Below are 22907 nucleotides of genomic sequence, written 5' to 3'. Positions count from 1 at the left end.
TTTTCGACCGACAAAGATAGTATAATACTCTCTGAAAAGTCGTAAATTTGTCAGCGAAAATCATAATAAAACATGAAAATAGGAATCATCACTGCCATGTCGTCGGAACAAAGACAACTGGCAAACCAACTGACGGAAAAAACCGAACGCAGCGAAGGTGCTTTTAATTACATTGAGGGAAAGATACGAAACAACAGCGTGGTACTGATGCAATGCGGCATCGGAAAAGTAAACGCAGCTGCCGGAACGGTGGAACTGATACGCAACTTTGCCCCAGACTGTATCATCAGCACCGGAGTGGCGGGGGGCATTGATACGTGTCTGAACGTAATGGATGTGGTAGCAAGCCGGCAGATAGTATATCATGACGTATGGTGCGGCGAAGGAAATGCTTACGGACAGATACAGGGACTCCCCCTCTTCTTCAGCGGAAACGATACATTGTATGACTGTGCGCTCTCGTTAGATACCGAAACCCCGATTCACGGCGGACTCATCTGTACCGGCGACAAATTCATTACCGATGCCAACGAACTGAAAGACATCAAACGAAACTTTCCTGAGGGACTTGCCGTAGATATGGAATCAGCCGCCATCGCACAGATTTGTTACCTCTATAAAGTTCCGTTTATCAGTTTCCGGATCATCAGCGACACGCCGGGTGCAGAACAACATCTTGAACAATACAAGAACTTTTGGGGAGAAATGGCAGACCGCTCTTTCCACGTAACCGAAACGTTCCTGAAGTCGCTGCCAAACAAATTATAACGCTTGTTTAGAGCCTGAAAAAAACGCTAACGGTTGCACCGATAAATTCTATGGGTAGAACCGGGCAACGCTACCGCATGGGATGACCAACACTAACGGTAGCGTTTTTCGGGATATGCCGATGAAATCATCCTCTTGTGCCTTCAGCGTTTAATCAATTAACAAACAACGATTTAAATCAAAGATTATACCAGATTGACTTATGCAGAAAATACCGAGTTTTACCATTGACCACATTCGCCTGTTACGTGGCATTTACGTTTCGCGCAAAGACGAAGTAGGCGGAGAAACCGTCACAACTTTTGACATCCGCATGAAAGAACCCAACCGCGAACCGGTATTGGGACAGCCGGAAATCCACACCATCGAACACCTTGCCGCCACCTTCCTGCGCAATCATCCCGTATGGGCCGATAAAATCATTTATTGGGGTCCGATGGGTTGCCTCACCGGAAATTATCTGGTAATGAAAGGCGACTTGACTTCACGCGATGTGCTTCCGCTGGTAACAGAGACTTTCCGCTTTATAGCCGGATACGAGGGAGAAATACCGGGTGCAACGCCGAAAGACTGCGGCAATTACCTGATGATGAATCTTCCTATGGCGAAATGGGAAGCTGCCAAATTCCTCCGCGAAGTATTGGAACAGATTACCGATGCCAACTTGGAATATCCCCGATAACGAATCGGGCTCAAAAAAAGAGAGGTTGCCCCGTTTTATCGAAGCAACCTCTCTTTTTTCGTTTGCAGCAAGTAAAACTGAATTACTTACGCAGACCAAGTTCTTTAACGATAGCACGATATCTTTCGATGTCGCGTGATTTCAGGTAATCCAGCAACGAACGGCGTTTACCTACCAGAATCGTCAAAGCTCTTTCAGTGCTATAATCTTTTCTGTTGAGCTTCAGATGCTCAGTCAGGTGAGAAATACGGTATGAAAACAATGCAATCTGAGACTCAGGAGACCCAGTATCAGTGTTAGACTTTCCGTACTTTTCAAAGATTTCTTGTTTTTTAGCTGCGTCTAAATACATAATTTTGACCTTTAAAAAATATATAAATTTGATTTGCGGTTGCAAAGGTAGTGATAATCTTTCGGATAGCAATACATTTTCAGAAAAAAGTCGTAACTTTGCACGCAAATAATAGGTATAGTATGCAAGACATTAGAAACATTGCCATCATCGCCCACGTAGACCACGGAAAAACTACGCTGGTCGATAAAATGATGCTGGCGGGACATCTGTTCCGCAATGACCAAACCAATGGTGAACTGGTGTTGGATAACAACGATTTGGAACGCGAAAGAGGAATAACGATTCTTTCTAAAAACGTTTCGATTAATTACAATGGTACGAAAATCAATATTATTGATACTCCGGGACACGCCGATTTCGGCGGAGAGGTAGAGCGCGTGTTAAATATGGCAGACGGATGTATCCTGCTGGTCGACGCATTCGAAGGCCCGATGCCGCAAACCCGATTCGTATTGCAGAAGGCTTTACAAATCGGATTGAAACCTATTGTGGTGGTAAACAAGGTGGATAAGCCCAACTGCCGCCCGGAAGAAGTTTACGAAATGGTATTCGACCTCATGTTCAGCCTCAACGCTACCGAAGACCAATTAGACTTCCCGGTACTTTACGGTTCTGCAAAGAACAACTGGATGGGTGAAGACTGGAAAACTCCTACCGGAACCATTACCCCGTTACTGGATGCCATCGTGAAATATATTCCGGCCCCCAAGCAGTTGGAGGGAACACCCCAGATGCTTATTACTTCGCTGGATTACTCATCGTATACCGGACGTATTGCCGTAGGCCGCGTCCATCGCGGTACGCTCAAAGAAGGCATGAACATCACACTTGCCAAACGCGACGGGTCGATGGTAAAATCAAAAATCAAGGAAATAGATACGTTCGAAGGCCTCGGACGCAAAAAGGTGGAATCGGTTTCATCGGGTGATATCTGCGCCATTATCGGTATCGACAACTTCGAAATCGGCGATACGATTTGCGACTTTGAAAACCCGGAAGCATTGCCGCCCATTGCCATCGACGAGCCTACGATGAGTATGCTATTTACCATCAACGATTCTCCTTTCTTCGGAAAAGAAGGTAAATTCGTTACTTCACGACACATTCACGACCGCTTGATGAAAGAGTTGGATAAAAACTTGGCACTGCGGGTACGTAAAGCAGACAACGAAGACGGAAAATGGATTGTTTCGGGTAGAGGCGTGCTTCATCTTTCTGTGCTTATCGAAACAATGCGCCGCGAAGGTTACGAATTGCAGGTAGGACAGCCGCAGGTTATCTTCAAAGAAATAGACGGAGTGAAATGTGAACCGATTGAAGAACTTACCATCAGCGTTCCCGAAGAATTTGCCAGCAAGATGATTGACATGGTTACCCGACGCAAAGGCGAAATGGTTTCGATGGAAACACAGGGCGACCGCGTTAACATTGAGTTCGACATGCCTTCACGCGGTATCATCGGTTTGCGAACCAACGTACTGACGGCTTCGCAGGGAGAAGCGATCATGGCTCACCGTTTCAAAAACTACCAGCCTTATAAAGGCGAAATTCCGCGCCGCACCAACGGTTCGATGATTGCAATGGAGAGCGGAACAGCGTTTGCATACGCCATCGACAAACTGCAAGACCGGGGCAAATTCTTCATCTATCCGCAAGACGAGGTATATGCCGGTCAGGTAGTAGGCGAACACGTCCACGAAAACGACTTGGTTATCAATGTCACCAAATCGAAGAAGCTGACCAATATGCGTGCTTCGGGTTCAGACGATAAAGCGCGTATCATTCCGCCGGTTATCTTCTCTCTGGAAGAAGCGCTTGAATATATTAAGGAGGATGAATACGTAGAAGTAACTCCGAAAAGTATGCGTATGCGCAAAATAATCCTTGACGAAACGGAGCGCAAACGTGCCAATAAAAACAATTGATGCTACCCAATAAAATAGAGCCGGCGTATCTTGCGGTACGTCGGCTTTTCTCATAACATAACAATATGTAACGCTAATCATTATATCACTTCTGTTTCTTTCTTATTATATTCATTCCGATAGTCTTTAGGAGTCATCTGAAAATGTTTTGAAAATTCTTTATAAAAGTGTGAACGATTCACAAAGCCAGTCTTATACATAATCTCCTGAACCGTTAAAGATGTAGTTCTTAACAATTTAGCAGCCAGTTTTATTCTATACTCTTTGATGTAATCTTTAGGAGACTCCAAATCCATTTCTTTAAAACGCCGATACAACGTTCGTACACTTACTTGCATATATTCTGCCAATTCTTCTAACGAAAGGTTTTCTGAATCGACATGCTTTTCTATATACTCTGTTATCTTCAATAAAAAATCCTTGTCTTCGGCTTTAACTAAATGCCCGTGAGAAAAGCCATACGCACACGCCGAAGAATTGAAGAAGTCTTTCATCTGACTGCGATTCTCAATTAAACGCTCTACCACCGCTTTCAGATAATTAATATTAAAAGGCTTATCGATATACGCATCCGCTCCAACATCTAAACCGATAATCTTTTCTTGACTGGAGTTTTTTGCAGACAATATAACAATCGGTATAGACATTGTATGTTTGTTCTGTTTCAATCTTCTGGTTAATTCAAACCCGTCTATCCCCGGCATCATAACATCTGTTATTATCAGAATAGGCATATCATTTTTAATCTCTTCCAATGCCTGTTCAGCATTTTGGGCAACAACTACCCTAAATTCGTTTGAAAAGGCTTCTTGTAACAACATCAAGACCTCTACATTATCATCTATCACCAGAATCTTAGGACCGGGCGCCACCACATCTGAAGCTAACTCTGGCAGTCGTTCCGGTTGCGCAGATTTCATTACCGGCAGAATATTTTCTGTATTAAAACTTTCAGTTTCTCCACCTTCCGGTGTTAAATCCAACATAGGGAGCAACACTTCAAACTCAGCATAACTCTTATACTCACCCTTAATTTGAATTTCTCCGCCTAACAATTCAACCATACTGCGACAGATGGCCAGTCCCAAACCATTTCGCGAAGACATTCCTTTAATAGAAGAAGTTTCTACATCATCTAACACTTTATATCTGTTAAATATCAAAGGAATATCCTCTTGCCTGATTCCTTTTCCCGTATTATATACCTTGATACACAATCTGCGATCGACAGTAATATTTACCGTCACACGAATCAATCCGCCAATAAAAGTATATTTAAAAGCATTCGATATCAAGTTATTCAGTATTTTTATCAGACACTTGCTATCGGTATTCCAAAGAATGTCTGCCGCAACTACATTCTCTACCCGAATCTGATTCTGCTCTGCCAGCTCAGAGAAAGAATGAATAATTTCATTACACACGGAAGAAACATCTATTTGCTTAATATACAAAGTTTGATGTCCTGTTTCCAAGCGCCGGAAGTCAATGATTTCTTGAATTAACGCATTCAACCGTTCTGCATTAGCCTTAATCAACGACACGTACTTATGCACATATTCCGAATGGTCATATTGCAACAAACGTTCACACGGACCATAAATCAACGTAAGAGGAGTAGAAAATTCATGGGTTATATTCGTAAAGAAACGCAGTTTTTCCTCATATAATTCTTCTTTATGCGCTTGTTCCATTTTTTCTAACGCCAGTAGTTTTTTACGCTGCTGTTTAAGCAAGAACCAACGAATACTAATAAAAACGGCCAACAAAATTAACAATGAATAAATAATGACAGCCAACGTACTTAAATACCACGGAGAAGCAATTGTTATATATACCGGATAAGCATGGCTGAATTCTCCTGTCGCCTGATTTTTATAACGAATCTCAAGAAGGTAGTTCCCGTGATTCATTTGAGTAAAAGATATGCTGTTATTTGCTCCATTGTCTATCCAGTCTGTCTTTTCGTTCAAACGATACTGATAGCTATAATTGGTTGGATTTACATAATCAAGAGCAAGAAAAGACAAAGTAAAGTTATTCTGGTCAGGCTCCAACAAAAGAGAAGGCTTATCTCCCCAGTTCTGCACATCAATACACATTTTCTGTTCACCCAACACATTAATATTAGTGAAACGCAACGGTGGATTAGTCAATTCTTCATCAGATACATACTTTTTATTATTGGTTATAACCACAAAACCATTAAATCCTCCGAAGAAAAGCGTATCATTCTGGCTAAATGAAGCACCGTCGCTAAACTCTAAAACTTTCAGTCCGCTGCCTTTACCATAATTCTGGAATTTATTATTCAAAACATCGAAACCAATCAGCCCTCCATTGGTAGCAACCCATAACCGCTCGTTTTCATCTTGAAGCATGGCATGTATGGTACTGTTTATAAACCCCACCGACTGATTAAAATAGGATTCTTTATCGTGTTGCTTTTTTATCAAACCCGCTCCTGTTCCTAACCAAAAGATGTCTTTATCACGGATTATTGAAAAGATATCGCTTACCACCTTACTTGTATATTCACCCTGTAAAGGGATGGCAGACAAACTATCGCCTTTTATATGAAACAATCCATACCCCCGATTACCAAACCATACGTTACGCCGGACATCGGCAAATAGAGTGAAAAAATAATTCGAGGAAAAATTACCGTTATCAATCGTATAACGCTTCAATGAACGAATATAAGGTATGCCCGCCCTATCTGACACAAGTGCACGAACAACGCCTGTGCCTACTGTGGCTATCCAAAGCACCGAATCACTTTCTTCATAAATGGCATGAACGTAATTGATTTTTTCAGACGAAGATACGCTCCTGATTTTTCCATCACGATAAGAATAATAACTGAGTCCCGAATCATGCCCTATCCAAAACAAAGGCCTGCGACTTTCAGCAAACGAATAGACCGAATTATCTATTAATCCACTCTCTGGCGAATTTATCAGTTCTGTCTTGTATCTCACATCATGCCGTTTTGGGGAGAAATCATAAATTTTAAGAATGCCTTCTCCTTTCGTACCCAGCCACAGTGTTCCTTTGGCGTCCCAAAAGATTGAACGGATCGGTTTTCCTATACTTTGATTCAAATCCTGATAAGTTACAGACAAAATAGAATATTTTCCTTCAGAATAAACAAATACACCTTGCCCGTCGGTAGCAATCCAAACAATATCCTGAAAACGGTCTTTCAGAATCCGGAAAACCCCTGATTTAATTCCTAAATCATCGACAGCATATTCATTATTTGCCTGCAAAGATATTTTCAGCAAACCATTCGTCTGAAAAGCAACAAAAAAAGATGTGCCATCGCGAAGTATATCTACAACAGTACCCCTTCCCTTCAAAGCTTTTTCCCAATTACAAACAAACTGCTTTTCTTGTCTTACCAAGTTATATCCAAACAAATTACAATTTCCGTCGAGCCAATAAATCTGATTATTATCCCCGAATCCATAACATACATCTGTTTTCTCACGATTACTTACAGCAGAAAGCCTGTATTCTCCCTCCGGAGAATGCTCCATTTGGTAACATACAATCTCATCTTTCAGGAAAAGGACCAAATAATGCTCATTCACGTAAAGATTAACAATGTCTTCTTTATTCAAGGTGCCTATCGGAAGTTGGTAAAACTCCTGCTTCATCGCGTTGAAAGCATAGAGAATATTACTGCTCGAAAAGAAAAACAAATCGCCCAATTCGTTCTTCACCATCATGTCGCTGCCTTTAAACTGAGAATACTCTTCTACCCGATGTTTGTTCCGGTCTACCTTAGTAAGTCCGTAATTGGTCTGCACCCAAATCACACCCTCATGAGTTTCAAGCATTTCCTCTATCACATAGCCTGAGAGGTTCAGCTGCCCCCAGCCATTCCAACTATATGCTTTCGTACCATCGTATATATTCACCCCGTCACACGTTCCCATCCATAAAAAGCCCTTGTTATCTTGCAACAAAGAAAGCACAGCGCTGCTGGTTAGTCCGTCGGCATTTGTTATTTGCCTGATGTTATAAGCCGATAAAGAATTTATTGTACATAAAAGGAGAACAAACAATCCTCCCATAAATTTCAACACAGTATTCATAGCATCATTTTTATCAATAACCGGATACAAAGGTATAGAAAATTAACAAATATTCCGACTTTACAGTAAGTACAAAAAAATGGGCGAACCTTACGGAAACGCCCATCTCGCCTATGGAAAGAAATGCCTACTTTTTTTAATTTATGGGCTTATTTTAACTTAATCCTGCATAATCAATAACCTGAAAAAACGCTACCCATAGGACTTATCTGTTCTATGGGTAGAACAGGACAACCCATCCGCATGAAATGACCAACACTAACGGTAGCGTTTTGACGACATAACAGACGTAGAATTTCTGCCGTACTTCCGTGAGCAGAAAAGTGTATCCCAACCATTGTTTCGACATACTCATCCGTATGTTTCAGACACACCTACCGAATTAATTATCACGTCATTGACTGCTAATCATAAGGGCTGAAGCACACACATGGCCTCCATCAACATACAGCCGGTCAGATGAGGAGTCAGCCCTACGCTTTCATTATCTTCGGGTGCCTTTCTCCAACGTCCGCCATACAACATAGTTTTGGAATTAATACCTTGAGTAGCCATAACCGTAGCGCAACGGGTAATGTAATCATGAAACTTTTTACGGTACGTAATATCTAAATCCGATTCGTTTATCAGTTTCACGAAATAACGGAAAAAGATTCCATGAAACAAACCGCCGTCACCTTTTTCCGCATCAGACAGCACGCCGTCATTATCAGAAAGGTGTTCAACAACGTAATTAGCCGCTTTTACCGCATCGTCAAGATACTGTTTGTCGCCCGTAATTTTATAAAGCTCATGCGCCGCCCCCAGAAACGTCCCGACATTGTAAGTAAACACCCAGTTTTTCTGGATTTCACCCTTTCCGTTGATATTGTCATAAACAGCACCGGTCTCACGGTCGAACAAATAATTCTTCTCCCATACGAAAATCTTGATAGCCTCATTCAGATAAGCATTTTTCACCTTCCCGCCGGTAAACCCTGCCTTATCGAAAAAGTTATACAGACGAGCTGCAATCAGAGCCGCCGGTCCGTTTGAACAAGCATTCTTCGATTTTGCCACATCCGTTTTCCATGTAATGCCTCCATACCACGGCGCTTCATCTTCAGGTCCCCACGTAGGCCAAATCCAATCGTCATATACTTGCCTTGCCTTTGCTATATACTGTTTCTCTCCCGTACATTCAAACATCCGGATTTGCGCCAATACAATCCACTCCATATCATCGACAAACACATTCCACCACGGGTCTTTGGGGTTCATCTTTCCGGCGAAGTTATACCGGGGCATCCCTTCCCACCACAAAGGGAAAATCTCCTTGTAACGTACGTCGCCTGTACGCATATACGCATCAACCAGCACATCCATCGCATGTGCCTGCGGCCAATAATTATTGGTCGACATATCGGAAAGATCGCTGCCATAGTTGAAATAAAAACGGTCTTCATAATCTTCGAAGCCTGCTCCCCAAAAATGCTTGATAAGCGCTTCCGACGTACCGTCCGCCATCTTGTTCCAATACGCCTTATCTTTCTGCGCAAATGCTCCCAAAGCCAGACAGAGCGCAAATAAAATTGTAAAAGTCTTTTTCATAATCAGTTATCTTTATATTAAATTTCATTCCACGGTTATCACAAGTTCTTTCCCCTCTTGCAGTTGGGCATGGGACACAAAATAGCCGTCGATAACCTTACCTCCGCAAGTTATCTGCCGAATCTTTTTTCCGCTTCCCTGCTTGGTAATGGTGAAAGGCTTGCCTTGCAATTCAAAAGTAACTTTGTCGAACAGCGGAACGGTAACAATATACTCGGCATCGGCAGGAGAATATGTGTACAGACCAATGGCATTAAACACATACCACGACGACATTTCTCCGGCATCGTCCATACCGGCGTATGCCAACTTGTCTTGCCCCATATCGTAGTAATGTCCCATCAACGAATCGAGTACCGCCTGTGCTTTTTCCTGCTTACCTATGAAGTAATAAGTATAAGGGATGCTATGCCCCGGCTGATTTCCATGACAATAGTTCCCGATGAATCCCGTCATGTTATCCACTTCATATCCGCGCCACGGTTCTGTGAAAAGAGAGTCTAATTTGGCCTCAACCGCAGCGTTATCAGGATAGAGTTTAATCATTCCCTCCGGGTCATGTGGTGCAAAGAAGAGTGCATTCCAAGCATTAGCCTCGCGATACATATACTGATAGTAAGGATAATAAGGGTCAAAGTCTTTTATCCAACTGCCGTCATCAATCTTACCTCTCCAAAAGCCTGTACTTGGATCGAACAGCGTCTTATAGTTTTCAGAACGTTTCATCAGTAGTTTATAATTAGCCTCATCGCCCAATTCTTTCGCTACGAGTGCCACTGCATAATCGTCATAAGCATACTCTACGGTTTTCGTCACCGCACCTTTATATTCGTCCTGCGTAGGGACATTCACTGTATCTTTCTCGGCTATCCAACCACGCTCAATATATTCATCCAAATATCGACGTCCTCCCTCACCCGGAACGGTAGCATTTTTCAGAATCAGCTTATATGCCCTGTTAAGATCAAAATCATGTAATCCACGTAACCAGCTTCCCGAAATAAAAGTTGAGGCATGATCGCCATGAAAAAATGTTGGCATGTATCCATTGCTCTTTTCTCCTTTGTCAATGATAGATTTAATTACATCTGTGGTTACTTCGGGCGAGAGCATCCCTAACAGAATCAGCTTATTGCGATAATCGTCCCAAAAAGACGGATTTGTATAGTAATTAAATCCGTTATTAACCACGTTGCCCTGAATGTCTGTGTAGTCAAAATTCACATCACTACGCAACGCAGGCCATTTGAAAGAGTTATACAGACAGGAATAAAACAAATTCTTTTCGCGCTCTGTACCTCCTGAAACTTTGATTTTAGACAACAGTTTTTCCCATGTATTATCCGCTTCACGAGCCACTTGTGCAAAATCTTTATTCAGCATCTCCTGTTCAAGGTTCATTTTCGCATTCTCTACGCTGACGAACGAGAATCCGATTTTCATTTCCAATGGCTGAGTACCTTTACTATCAACAAAGCGAACGATAGCCACTTCATGTTTATCGTCTTTCTCCATCGTCACATCCGCTATTGGATAATTGGTTATACCATAGAAGTAAATTTTACCTTCTCCAGCCTGATACCCCGTAAGCACTTTTTCACCGGATTTCTCAATGTTCCATTCTGTCACCGCATTGTTTGAACGACGAATATCTACCAGCAAAGCTTTATCATCGTCTTTACGATAGGTATATTTATGATAGGCACACCGCAACGTACTGGTAAGTTCCACATTTACACCATACCGACTCAAATAAACCTGATAATAACCCGGATGCGCCGTTTCGTTCTCATGACTGAAAGGCGAACAGTAATCACTTGGAGAAACCTTACCGACCACAGGAAGCATCGGAACATGCAACAAATTCCAATGCCCCTTGTTCGTATGAGAAAATCCATAAATAACGCTATCCTCATATTGATAACCAGCCCCACTACGATATTGAGTTACCGGACTTACTTGCACCATAGCATTAGGCAAAGTAGCTCCGGGAAACGTTTCTGCTCCCCAAGTCCGGGCTTCTTTTTTACGCTCGTATCCCAAATCTTCCTTTTCCCACAACGTTGCAGTACCTAAAAAAGGATTTACATACTCCGTCAATCTACTCTGATTCTCACAATTCGTAAATAGTATGAGAGAAATTATATATATAAAAATACGATTCTTCATTTTGTATCTTATTTGACGTTTTCTTAAAAAGATATATTACAAAACCTTATCAATAGCTTTTTTTATCAATTCTTCCATGACCAAATATCCTTCAGATGTAGGATGAACTCCATCTTTCGTGTATTGAGGATTCAATGCCCCATTTTCTCCATAAACCATTTTCTCGTAATAATCAACATACATTATCTTATGCTTACGAGCATACTTCTTAAGACGTGCATTAAGAGACAATATCTTAGCTTGTGCATCCAGCACAGACGGATTCCAGCCAAAAGAAGCGGCAGGCAATGTAGAGGTCAATATAACTTTAATTTTATGTGCTTGGGCCAACTCTACCATCGAAACAATATTGCCAAAAGTATATTCTTCATTATAAGGACATGTGTTTTCTGCAATGTCATTAGTTCCGGCATTGATAACAACCAATGTCGGAAGTAGCTTAATAACGTCTTCGCGAAAACGCAACAAGAACTGATAAGATGTTTGTCCGCTAATACCACGCCCTATATAGCCGTTGTCGGTAAAGAAATCAGGATGTGCGTTCACCCACCCTTCGGTGATGGAGTTTCCCATAAAGACAACCCGCTTTGATTTTTTCCCAAGAATCGGCACGTTTTTATTTTCTTGAGCATAACGGTTTAAACCGCCAAAATCACGATTTTGCGCATTGACTTCTGTACAAATTAAAGATAGGAGAACTACTCCTATATAAATAACATATTTAATCATTTTATCCACACTTATTATTCACACTTTTCTTTATTCATTTAAAATCTATTAGTTATTATAAAGGTTGTCTGCATTATATCCGATGCCAATCTCCCCGACTATCTTAATAAACAAACACCCCATGCTCCAAACCCAAACTTTTCATACTGTGGGCATATCTTTTTGCTGTTTTATTCGTTTTCAACGAATTTGCATAATTACCAAGAGGAGTTATCACCTTAATCGTAATGATGTTATTCCCTTTCTTCATTTTACCTTTAAGTCGAAAGCGATGATCTCCATACCAACCTGTACCGAGCTTTTCACCGTTTACATACACTTCCGATACCCCTCTTACGCTTCCCAAATCAATAACTGAGTAACTGTCCGGATTTGCAAATTCTTTATTCAAAGTATAAGATAATTCGCCCGCAAAGGTTTTAAGCCACGGGAATGGCAGTGAATTAAAATCGGTCAGAGTATCCATATAAAATTCTTTTCGACTGCCGTCGAAATGGTTTGCTTCTACTTTCCATTTTCCCGTCAGTTCAACAGCATTGTCAGGGCGACATGGCATCGGTGTGTACCAGTCGCCAACTGCATCCGAATCAAATACGATTAACTTGGATTCGGAAGGTCGGAGCATAATATCCATCTGCCTTCCGCCGTCGGATAGCCTGTAACGCTCACCGGTTTCGGGCAACCATATCCAAGCATTCTTACCTTCGGTACTTTCGGGAAATTTAACCATCGTATGATGTGAGGATACCCGACTGAAATTGGTTATAAAGAAAATATCTTTATCGCCCGATTTATAGTAATTACCAAACACCCATTTTGAGGGATTGTCAATTTTTACATAAGGCGTAATGCTTAAACTGTCTTGAACCTGTCTATACCATTCCGTAAGACTTCCGCGCGGAGAAGCTATTTTGATAAAACGTTGCGGATATTTTACTTGAATCCGACTTATTACATCATTTACCTTGCGGGAACGAGCTTCAAAATCATTCATTCCGATACTTTGCCACGGAGTACACCCTATGCAGATTACACGGCCTCCGGAGGCTACAAATCTTTCGATAACGCCAGCCGTTTCGGGAGACAAGCTCTTCACTTCCATAAGAATCAACGTTTTATAGGAACGAGGACCGAACGACAACTTACCACCCTTTATTTTCGACTGTTTAATAATGTTCTCACTGACATAATCACACCCATTGCCATTTTGATGCAGATTCTGCCACAAATCATGGGCATAATCCGGATAAACATGAACCGGATAGGGTTCGCGCTGCTGACCTAACTCTGACCACATGTCTTCCAATGGCGGCAAAATGGCAATATCTGCTTGCGGAATACTGTTTTGCAACACGGCAGAAAGACGCGCTTTATAATCTGTCCATAACCGATAGTACGGATACATTGTGTTCTTCTCGCTGAAATACTCGCCGAATTTTATCCAACCGGGGAAAGGAGCTTCAACTGGACTGTAATTAAATCCATGCAAAATGGAATGATTTACACCCGAAATATTGCTCATATCGCCGGCTATCTTGATTTCCTCCAAAGTCGACTGAAATATCTCGCCTGTATTGGTTATTTCTTCGCAACTTACGATACCATTTCCTGCCAGCAAAGAGCCGGATGCAACAAATTTGTTTATCATCGAATGTGCATGTCCCAAATAAATTTCCTTGTCGGGATATTCGGTTCCAAGACCGTCTCTGAACCATGTCTCACATTCGGGAATGTCAATATACATTGATGACTCTATCGGGTGTAAGGCCCTGCCATACGCCTGCACACGCGACTGAATACCATTGTCATGACACCACTTATTGAACGTATCAATAAAGTTTTCCTGAAACAGTTTAATCTGAAAATGTTCAAAATCATTCCGCACTCTCTCAATCACCTCTTTCTTCACTTTTTCCGAAAAGTTACATCCGTAATCATCCGGCAAAGGCTCTCCCATGCTTCCCACCTTCCTTATCACATAAGGCAGATAAGGCAGCAGTGAATAACCGTAATATGTTTCCCATTCTTTTAACAGACTGTCGCTCCAATTTGCACCTTCCAACTCAAAACTGTCGACAAACGCTGCTCTAATGGCATTCTTCAATTCAGGCGATTTATATGGCAAAGCCGACGAAAGACGATTCAGGTATGCGATAACAGCATTCTTGTCGAAATGATTCAATACCGGACCGCAAGCTCCGGGAGCACCTTCTATCACGCTCATATATCCTACCATTTTGACAAAGAAATATAACACGTATTTTCCTGCCGGCACGTTTATCTCAAAATCGGATTTGTCGGCCAAGTAATCGAACGATGTACCGGGAGTAAAAGTGTCAACCTTTTCAGGCATCAGCCGGATATACATCAACTCTTTTTTCGAATCACGATTTTTCGACATAATGGGAGGATCTACCCTATCCAGTACCTCACTTTTCTTAACTGATACTTTAACACCCTGAGTCCCTCCATCTATCTTCATCGTTTCTACTGTCAGCATCTGCAACTGATGTTTTTCAGGAAGAAACTCTCCGCCAAAAGGCCATCCGGAACCGGCAATCATATCGCAAACCATACCCCTGTCTTTACAGCCTTTTGCGGCCACCTTCACCATATTCACCCACTCATCTGAAAGATAAGGCATAACTTTATAACCCAGAGTATCCGCCTCATCCGGAAAACGGATTGAGTTAATTTCCACTCCTCCTATTCCCATCTGTTTCATTACATCCAATTCATGTAATATTTCTTTTTCATTTAAACGTAACCCATTCCACCACCATCTAACAAAAGGACGATATTTCGACTCCGGATTCTGAAATACCTCATAAAGGTTCTTCGATTCAATATTGATATTAGATTTTTCAGGCAAATTTTTACTTGCAACTCCAAAATGGATTACAAATAAATATGCCAAAATGAAGACTATTCTGTGATTCATACCAACAACAAGTAATAATAAATGAAATGTTTTCTAAATCTCACTTTATTCATGCAAAAGCCTGTTTAAATTTGTTCAGCCTCAGTCCGGAACATAAAAATTTCGTTCCGATGAATGAGCAAGTTCTTCGCATAGAACGGGAATGTTTATCTCCATAAAGAACCTAATTTAAGCTCTGTCAGAAACTCGAAAAATTCTACCCATAGAACCCATCAACACTATGGGTAGAAATGGTCAACTCATCCGCATGAAATGACCAACACTAACGGTAGCGTTTTTTCACTATATCTGCCGGAGAATTTCTTCTTATATTTTCATTGGCGAGATAGCTTTAATAAGTTCAAAATAAACAACTAACCATTGTTTTTTAAGAAAGAAACAAACTGTAACCGTATTTCTTCTGCTCTTCAACCGTTAAGCTGGAAAATTTAAACAGGCTTCCAATAATGTCCTATTATATTTCAATGTTACATACTTACTGTCATACTTTTAAACCTAAGAGCCTGATTAAATTATCCGATAGGGATATTTTAACAGGCTCTTAATTTTTATTTCAAAAGTGCTTTTGCTTCTATCAACGCGCATCCGCTCGCCTGTGCTCCAAGCTCAGTAGTACCCGAAGCAGGAGTAGTCCAATTTGTACCAAATAGAATATCCAGCTTATTCACACCTTTCCGCCATAACACATCGGCATTATTGTTGAAGAAAGTAACAAACTTTTTACGGTATACCTCGTCAAGATCGGGTTCCATAATCAGCTTGACGAAATAACGCATAAAGATTCCTTTGAAAAAGCCACCATCGCCTGTTCCTTCATCCCGCAACACATTGTTTCCACTGTCAATCATGCCAGCATCGCTGATACAGAAATAAGCAGCTTTACGTGCATCTTTCAAATAATTAGCTTCTCCGGTCACTTTATAAAGTTCATGGGCAGCCCCTAAAAATGTACCTTGATTATAGCTTAATGAAAAGCCGCCAATTTCACCAGTCTCCCCATTCAAATTATCATAAACAGCCCCGGTAGCCTTGTTAAAAAGGTTTTCTCGCAACCATGTATAAATCTTCACGCCCCAATCCTTATAAGTTTCATCCTGAGTTACGGCATAAAGACGCATAGCCAGCAAAGCGGCAGGTCCGTTTGAGCAAGCATTCTTACTCCAGCGTTGGTCGGCTTTCCACGATACTCCGCCGCCCCCGTACTCTTCGTCCCATCCGCCTTCGATGTATCCCCACAGCTCCTTAGCCGTGTTCAAGTATTTTTCCTCCTGAGTGGTTTCATACAAACGTACCATAGTGAGACCAATCCATTCCATATCATCATAAAAATTATTCCAATAGGAATTTCCATTTTTCACTCTGATACCCTCGTACCACGGAGTAAACAGGTCAGAATATTTAGTATCTCCACTGCGCAAATAAGCATCAATAACCACATCCATAGCCTGAGCCTGCGGCCAATACTGAAACCCTGTTCCGTTTCCATCGTTCTCATAATTAAAATAGCCTTCTTCGTTCCAAAAACGGTCGGGCAATGTTGAACTGGCACTATCAGCAGCAGCACTCCAGTCTATCACATAACCGGTATCATATACGTACTCATCTTCAATCTTACTGCAGGAAGCCAAAAGCAATCCTGTAATAAAAAAGAATAATAACCTATATTTCATAACTCAATCAGTTTGCAAGTTCTACATGATGTGTATAATTTTCTCCCGTAAAAATCACAGAAATCCGTGTTACAGCTCCCGGATTTGCTCCGTCAGCGGCTCCATCAAATTCGTTATTCAATTTCCACTTTTGGTCCCATTGGTTATCAGGAGTCTCTGCAATATAGAAATAAGGATCATCTGCCGAAATATCTCCCGGATTACTATCCGTCGTATTTTTAGTTCCCCACATCTGTCTTGTTCCGTCGGCATATATCATTAAGAATTTATAGCGCTGGTCTCTTCCCCAACTTTCTTGCTTAAATTCAACTATACCTTCACCTTCGAATACACCCTTTCCTTTATAAGGAAGCTCAAAGGTAACCTCATTACTCGGGCAGAAGAAGAATCCCAAGCTTTGTATCTCAGTCATCTTAATCGAAGCCGTTGTAAAATCGAATACAATACGATAAATACCACCCTTAGATACCGTTGTTTCACCTTCGCCTTCAATTATAACACCACTTTCATTAACGTAATAAGATTTGGCTCCATCTGAATTATTATCAACCAACCGATAAGACTTGCCTTCTTCCAGTCTGGTAAACACTTCAAATACCCCCAATTCATTAGGCATAGAACAAGGAACAGCTTGTGTAATATCCGTACCTCCTTCGGTAGCTTCACCCGTCAAATAAACTTGGTTAGGCAATTCGGTAAATCCTTTCAAGCAAGTTATAGCAAGCGTTCTCGACTGCGTAGACATTGCAGAGTTTAATCCCCGGGAAGCCACTACCGTCCACTTCAACGTTCCGGTTTCACCCCCATTGATACCTGCAGCTTTGCCCACTTTATCCAATACCTTATGCGTAATCGTGGCATAATTACGCACACCATTATTATCAGCTATTACACGATAGATCGGATTTGTAAAATCGCCGTCTTCTTTATCAAAAACAACTTCATACAAGGGCGAACCACTATCTTCGGCTTTAGCTGCTGCCCACTCAAAAAACAGTGAGGCCGTAGACGAAGCAACCAGTGTTACACTTTGCCCATCTGTCGGTTCATACAGTTGGGTTACAGGACTCACCTGTACATCTTTATATTCCATATCTTTAGTACATGAGGTAGAAAATAATATGCTCATGCATACAACGAATACATAAAAAAATCTCAGTTTCATCATTATAAGTATTTAAAGTTAATCAATTAGCATATCCGGGGTTATTGGGAGCCAGATTATGATTCAAGTCAATCTGACTTTGAGGAACTGCCCATAAATAATCTCTTTGCTCATTAAAGTTATAGGTATCTACACGAATTTTTCCTACGCCTTCGAAAGTAGCACCGTTAACGTCTCCTGCCAGATATTCAGAACCGGCCTTCCAACGTTTGATATCAAACCATCTTAATCCTTCCATTGCCAACTCACAACGACGCTCATTGCGAATCAACTTCCGCATATCATCTTCAGACAAAGAAGGATATTCCAATGCACCAGCATCTGTAAATCCGGCACGCTCACGGATACGTTTGATTGTCATATCCCAAATATCTTTGGTAAACTCACCTTTCTCAAACTTAGCCTCGGCATACATCAATAGCACATCTGCATAACGCATGGTGATAATATTCTGACCAGAGTTCAAATCACCAACGTCCTGCGGACTGTAATATTTGCGTACATAATAACCAGTAGCTGTATTATTACTTCCATAAACATATTTATCGACAGTTGTTGATGTATTAGGGTCAATATGAATAACAGTTCCCTGACTTCCATCGTTTACATTACCACTCCAATCATATCCATCATATATAATCGTAGCCGTCATACGAGGGTCTCTGTTAGCATACGGATAGTTCTCATTATAATTACTTCCTTGCTCCTTAATACCCTTTCCATTCAGCATAATATAGCTATCTACCAAAGATTGCTGAGGAACCCGATTAATCGTTCTACCTCCCACACTTAACGGAGCCATATCTACCATATCTCCCCAAGTAAGAAGTTTCTTTACATACGAGCGATCCATTATCACTTCCTGATTATATTCGTTTTCTTCCTCAAATAATCCTCGATAAGAAGGATATAAATCATAAGTACCATACTCTCCCTGATTATTGATAAGGTTTTCTGTATAAGTTATTACCTGATCCCAATTACCTTCCATCAGATAAACACGTGCTTGCAACATACTTACCGCACCTTTTGTTATTTTACCCTTTTCAGCATCTGATAAAGACGTATTGACAGGAAGAGCATCTTCAATATCAGTCAATTCATCATGAATGAACTGTAAAACCGTAGCGGCAGGAGTACGCCCAATCGAATTCGCCTCATCTAATGTTAGGTCTGTCGTAAAAAACGGTACATCACCATAAAAATTAACAAGACGGAAATAAATGGCAGCACGAATAAAACGAATTTCGGCTGTCATACGAGCTTTTACAGCCGGGTCCATATTGGCAACCAAATCTACCTTATCTAAAAAGACATGACAAGTTTTGATTCCTCCATACAGATTTTTCCATTCACTGTCAAAAAGCCCGATTGAAGGAGTTGCCTGTCCCTTACGTATGGCACGCTGGTCGGTAACCGTACGCCCGTCAATCACATTGTCGCTCAAGCTCTCATCCGACCACATCTTTCCAGCGTCATACATCTGGCTATACGCCATATTAACCACATTCTGAGCTTTTGCTTCCGAAGTCCAATAACTATTATCGGTAAATTTATTTGTAGGCAAATTTTCCATGTCGTTACAAGCCGCCAACAACAGCCATGTGCTTGCAACAGACAGCATATATGTTTTCAATTTCATAAAATCACATTATTAAAATTCTACATCGATACCAAAGCCATAATAACGCAATGTGGGATAAGAACGTCCGCTATTGGCTCCACCTGCCGACATCTTCGAGTCGAACTCGGTAGATTCAGGATCAATAAAACTATTATTACTAAAAGTAAGCAAGTTCTCAGCGTTTACGTATAATCTGAGTCTTTCCATGCCTAATTTCTTCGACCATGATTTGGGTATTGTATATCCTATTACCAAATTCTTTAAGCGCATATATTTACCATCCAGAATCTGCATGTCCGAACCAGTTCCGTAGTTATTCTTGTTTGAATCAGAACCGGGAGCAGCCAAACGCGGCCATTCGGCATCTGTATTGGTCGGAGTCCAGAAATCGAGTTGATGCTTAAATATATTATATGAATAATTTTGATGTAACGGCTCAATCAACTCACCGCGCAACATCATATCACGCTTTCCTACACCTTGCCAAAACATACTGAAGTCAAGACCTTTCCAAGAGAGGTCGTAAGTAAAGCCAAACGTATACCGCGGGAATGCATTACCTAAAATAAATCGGTCTTTCGAATCGATTACTCCATCATCATTTCTATCGACAAACTTAACATCTCCGGGTTGTACTTTACCGCCTACGGGTATAGCCGAAGCCTCTATTTCTTCATAACTTTGGAAATATCCGTCTGTTTTATAACCGTAATATGAATTCAAAGGTACACCTTCACGGATGATACGTTCCAACTCATCAACTTTTGTAATCTGCTCATGACCGGGATATGTCAAGACTTTATTATAAGAATCGCTCAGATTGAAACCAAACCGATGCTGTACTTGTCCTGTCTGTAAATTATAATTAATGCCTATTTCCCATCCTTGATTCTGCATTTCTCCAATGTTATCCATCGGCATATCCGTTCCGAAAACAGTGGGAACTATGGGTTTCATTAAAATATCGGTCGTACGTTTATAAAAATAATCAAAAGTCAGGTTCAATTGACCGTGGAAAAACGATGCATCGACTCCGACATTAAAGGTTTTTGTCTTTTCCCAAGTCAAATCATTCAGTCCTAATGCAAAACCAGTTCCCGAAACGACAGAATTATTATAAGCATAATTATTGTCATATACCGTATAAGTGGTAAAGCGGTCATAAGTACCAATAGCCTGACTACCCAGTATACCGAACGAAGTACGTAATTTCAAATCACCCACCTTGTCTTTATAAGTACTCATAAAGTTTTCTTCAGACAAGCGCCATCCCAAAGATATGGAAGGGAAGAAGCCCCATCTGAAATCTTTATGGAATTTGGATGAACCGTCATAACGGAAACTAAACTCTCCATAATACTTATCAGCAAAAGAATACCCTACACGTCCCAACAAAGAAGTAAGACTGGTACGGTTTGTATCATCTACCGAAGTTTTCCCTGTAATATTACCAGCTTCTCCCGTAGTAACATCTGTTCCTATGCCTAAATCCGGGTCAACATATTTCTTTTCTATTTCATTGGCAGTATAGGTATATGATTCATTCGTCACACCCAACAAGCCATTAACAGTATGTTTACCAAAAGTTTTGTTATAGTTCAATAACAGCTGAGAATTTATCAGGTAGGCATTACTGTTCCAATTACTGGTTTTATTATTAGCCAGATTAACCGGACGCGGAGTAGTTGCATCCTCACTTGCATAATATTCAACCGCATTATTCCGGGTAAACCGTGTATCGTTGATTACATCTGCACCTAAAACCCCTTTTAAAGACAATCCGTCGATTATCTTCATTTCGGCAGATACATTTGCATTCAGGTAATTATTACGGTACTTATTCGTTCCGCCAGCTTCCAATGAGCCAAGAGGATTAAACTCCGATAAGATATCGTTTAACAAATAACGCCCATCTGCCGATTTCATCTTATAATAGTAGTAAGTAGGGACACGTTCGGCATCAATTTCCAGACTGCTACCGGTGGTACTGAGACTGTTATTTCGCGTATAGGCAAGAATGGCGTTTATTTTAAAGCGACCTACTTCAGTACTGATATTCGTACGGAAATTATAGCGCTCTACCCCGAAATTCTTATTACCTACGTAATTGCTTTCCTGATCGAAATATCCCATCGAAATCATATACGTAGTATTGGCAGAGCCTCCCGAAACACTAAGATTATAGTTTTGTTGCAAAGCTGTGCGCATAATCTGATCATAAAACCAGCTTTCTTCACTCTGATGTGCCGCCAAGTCGCGGATTTGCTCAGGAGTAAATTTCGGATCACTTCCAACATTGGTATATGCCAAGTTGGTTAACGTCGCATTCTGATATCCCGCCAATGGAGAAAACAAAATATCCGGATTCTGCCATCCTACCGAACCACTCAAACGCACGGTGGGTTTTTCATTCTTTTTACCTGTTTTGGTGGTCACCACAATCACACCGTTTGCCGAACGAGAACCGTAAATAGCTGCAGTACCTGCATCCTTCAACACAGAAATATTCTCAATATCGTTAGGATTCAATTTATTAAAGCTGCCTCCATCAGACACTATTCCATCAATTACTATTAACGGACTATTATCATTCAGCGTACTGATACCTCGAATATTAAAGTTTGTCTTATTATCATTGGGATTATAACTCGTCTGCTGAACAATTACACCCGGCGCTGCCCCTTGCAAGGCTTGTGTAACATTAGCAACAGGACGCTTGGTTATCGTTTCAGATTTCACCTGACTGACAGCTCCTACCGCACTTTTCCGCGTAGTAGTACCATATCCTACCACAATCACTTCATCAAGCTGCTCCGTATCTTCCGATAATGTTACGATAAGGTCTGGTTTATTACCTACCTTTACTTCCGTTGTCTTATAACCGATATAAGAAAAAGACAACACATCTCCCTTTTCACACTGAAGAGTGAAATTTCCATCTACGTCGGTAACAGTTCCCTGCCCCGAACTACCTTTTACAGAAATGCTGACCCCGATTAACGGCTCTCCATTCATATCCTTCACATTGCCTCGAATTGTCACAATAGCCTGTGACACTTCTTGACTGTTTACCGCTGCATAAATAGCATCGACAGGAGAAGTCAATGTAATGGCCGCCAGAGCAGCTAACATTTTTAGATTAGTATTCATTTTTACTGATTTAAAGTTATGCACATTCTATTAATT

The 22907-nt window shown here is 41.1% G+C and carries 13 protein-coding genes; 3 read left to right on the top strand and 10 right to left on the bottom strand.

What is annotated here, in order from left to right; all coding sequences use genetic code 11:
• Window positions 1-72 precede the first annotated feature (72 nt).
• Entirely contained in the window at window positions 73-768 is a 696-nt protein-coding gene (locus tag H9626_RS08030; protein WP_178257268.1) for a 5'-methylthioadenosine/adenosylhomocysteine nucleosidase, read from the top strand.
• Between the two features lie 202 nt (window positions 769-970).
• Window positions 971-1450 (top strand): S-ribosylhomocysteine lyase, encoded by a 480-nt coding sequence (locus H9626_RS08025; RefSeq protein WP_178257267.1) that lies wholly within the window; start codon window positions 971-973, stop codon window positions 1448-1450.
• Between the two features lie 82 nt (window positions 1451-1532).
• Here H9626_RS08025 and rpsO read toward each other — a convergent pair whose 3' ends face one another.
• Complete coding sequence (gene rpsO / locus H9626_RS08020; protein WP_178257266.1) at window positions 1533-1802, bottom strand: 30S ribosomal protein S15; 270 nt, start codon at window positions 1800-1802, stop codon at window positions 1533-1535.
• Window positions 1803-1924: 122 nt separating this feature from the next.
• Here rpsO and typA point away from each other — a divergent pair, with 122 nt between their 5' ends.
• The gene (gene typA / locus H9626_RS08015) at window positions 1925-3730 is read left to right on the top strand and encodes a translational GTPase TypA (protein WP_178257265.1); all 1806 of its coding nucleotides are present in this window, start codon (window positions 1925-1927) and stop codon (window positions 3728-3730) included.
• Between the two features lie 80 nt (window positions 3731-3810).
• Here typA and H9626_RS08010 read toward each other — a convergent pair whose 3' ends face one another.
• The 9 genes from H9626_RS08010 to H9626_RS07970 all read right to left on the bottom strand — a co-directional run bounded on the left by H9626_RS08010 (window position 3811) and on the right by H9626_RS07970 (window position 22871).
• Window positions 3811-7812: a response regulator gene (locus tag H9626_RS08010; RefSeq protein ID WP_368735175.1), complete on the bottom strand. Its 4002-nt coding sequence runs from the start codon at window positions 7810-7812 to the stop codon at window positions 3811-3813.
• A gap of 429 nt (window positions 7813-8241) precedes the next feature.
• Window positions 8242-9423, bottom strand: coding sequence for a glycoside hydrolase family 76 protein (locus H9626_RS08005; protein WP_178257263.1), 1182 nt, complete (start codon window positions 9421-9423; stop codon window positions 8242-8244).
• A 24-nt stretch (window positions 9424-9447) separates the two neighbouring features.
• A complete protein-coding gene (locus H9626_RS08000; protein WP_191710151.1) occupies window positions 9448-11592 on the bottom strand; it encodes a GH92 family glycosyl hydrolase in 2145 nt (714 codons plus the stop codon).
• Between the two features lie 36 nt (window positions 11593-11628).
• Entirely contained in the window at window positions 11629-12321 is a 693-nt protein-coding gene (locus H9626_RS07995) for an SGNH/GDSL hydrolase family protein (protein ID WP_191710150.1), read from the bottom strand.
• A 103-nt stretch (window positions 12322-12424) separates the two neighbouring features.
• Window positions 12425-15262 (bottom strand): glycosyl hydrolase, encoded by a 2838-nt coding sequence (locus H9626_RS07990; RefSeq protein ID WP_225230927.1) that lies wholly within the window; start codon window positions 15260-15262, stop codon window positions 12425-12427.
• 548 nt (window positions 15263-15810) lie between these two features.
• Window positions 15811-16932 carry a glycoside hydrolase family 76 protein gene (locus H9626_RS07985; protein ID WP_178257260.1) on the bottom strand — a complete coding sequence of 374 codons (1122 nt, stop codon included), beginning with the start codon at window positions 16930-16932 and terminating at the stop codon, window positions 15811-15813.
• 7 nt (window positions 16933-16939) lie between these two features.
• Complete coding sequence (locus H9626_RS07980; RefSeq protein ID WP_225230926.1) at window positions 16940-18025, bottom strand: SusE domain-containing protein; 1086 nt, start codon at window positions 18023-18025, stop codon at window positions 16940-16942.
• Window positions 18026-18119: 94 nt separating this feature from the next.
• Window positions 18120-19739 carry a RagB/SusD family nutrient uptake outer membrane protein gene (locus H9626_RS07975; protein ID WP_178257258.1) on the bottom strand — a complete coding sequence of 540 codons (1620 nt, stop codon included), beginning with the start codon at window positions 19737-19739 and terminating at the stop codon, window positions 18120-18122.
• A 12-nt stretch (window positions 19740-19751) separates the two neighbouring features.
• Entirely contained in the window at window positions 19752-22871 is a 3120-nt protein-coding gene (locus H9626_RS07970; protein WP_178257257.1) for a SusC/RagA family TonB-linked outer membrane protein, read from the bottom strand.
• Window positions 22872-22907 lie beyond the last annotated feature (36 nt).

This window comes from Phocaeicola faecium, from assembly GCF_014837055.1.
Taxonomy (GTDB): domain Bacteria; phylum Bacteroidota; class Bacteroidia; order Bacteroidales; family Bacteroidaceae; genus Phocaeicola; species Phocaeicola gallinarum.
Note: the sequence above shows the minus strand (reverse complement) of the source record. Positions and strands in the feature narration are given on the sequence as shown.

What these genes read in the sequence shown, in the direction of transcription:
- H9626_RS07970 (WP_178257257.1), bottom strand. Translation starts at nt 22,871, where the DNA reads ATGAATACTAATCTAAAAATGTTAGCTGCTCTGGCGGCCATTACATTG.
- H9626_RS08005 (WP_178257263.1), bottom strand. Translation starts at nt 9,423, where the DNA reads ATGAAAAAGACTTTTACAATTTTATTTGCGCTCTGTCTGGCTTTGGGA.
- rpsO (WP_178257266.1), bottom strand. Translation starts at nt 1,802, where the DNA reads ATGTATTTAGACGCAGCTAAAAAACAAGAAATCTTTGAAAAGTACGGA.
- H9626_RS08025 (WP_178257267.1), top strand. Translation starts at nt 971, where the DNA reads ATGCAGAAAATACCGAGTTTTACCATTGACCACATTCGCCTGTTACGT.
- H9626_RS07985 (WP_178257260.1), bottom strand. Translation starts at nt 16,932, where the DNA reads ATGAAATATAGGTTATTATTCTTTTTTATTACAGGATTGCTTTTGGCT.
- H9626_RS07975 (WP_178257258.1), bottom strand. Translation starts at nt 19,739, where the DNA reads ATGAAATTGAAAACATATATGCTGTCTGTTGCAAGCACATGGCTGTTG.
- H9626_RS07980 (WP_225230926.1), bottom strand. Translation starts at nt 18,025, where the DNA reads ATGGAATATAAAGATGTACAGGTGAGTCCTGTAACCCAACTGTATGAA.
- H9626_RS07995 (WP_191710150.1), bottom strand. Translation starts at nt 12,321, where the DNA reads ATGATTAAATATGTTATTTATATAGGAGTAGTTCTCCTATCTTTAATT.
- H9626_RS08030 (WP_178257268.1), top strand. Translation starts at nt 73, where the DNA reads ATGAAAATAGGAATCATCACTGCCATGTCGTCGGAACAAAGACAACTG.
- H9626_RS08000 (WP_191710151.1), bottom strand. Translation starts at nt 11,592, where the DNA reads ATGAAGAATCGTATTTTTATATATATAATTTCTCTCATACTATTTACG.
- H9626_RS08010 (WP_368735175.1), bottom strand. Translation starts at nt 7,812, where the DNA reads ATGGGAGGATTGTTTGTTCTCCTTTTATGTACAATAAATTCTTTATCG.
- typA (WP_178257265.1), top strand. Translation starts at nt 1,925, where the DNA reads ATGCAAGACATTAGAAACATTGCCATCATCGCCCACGTAGACCACGGA.
- H9626_RS07990 (WP_225230927.1), bottom strand. Translation starts at nt 15,262, where the DNA reads ATGAATCACAGAATAGTCTTCATTTTGGCATATTTATTTGTAATCCAT.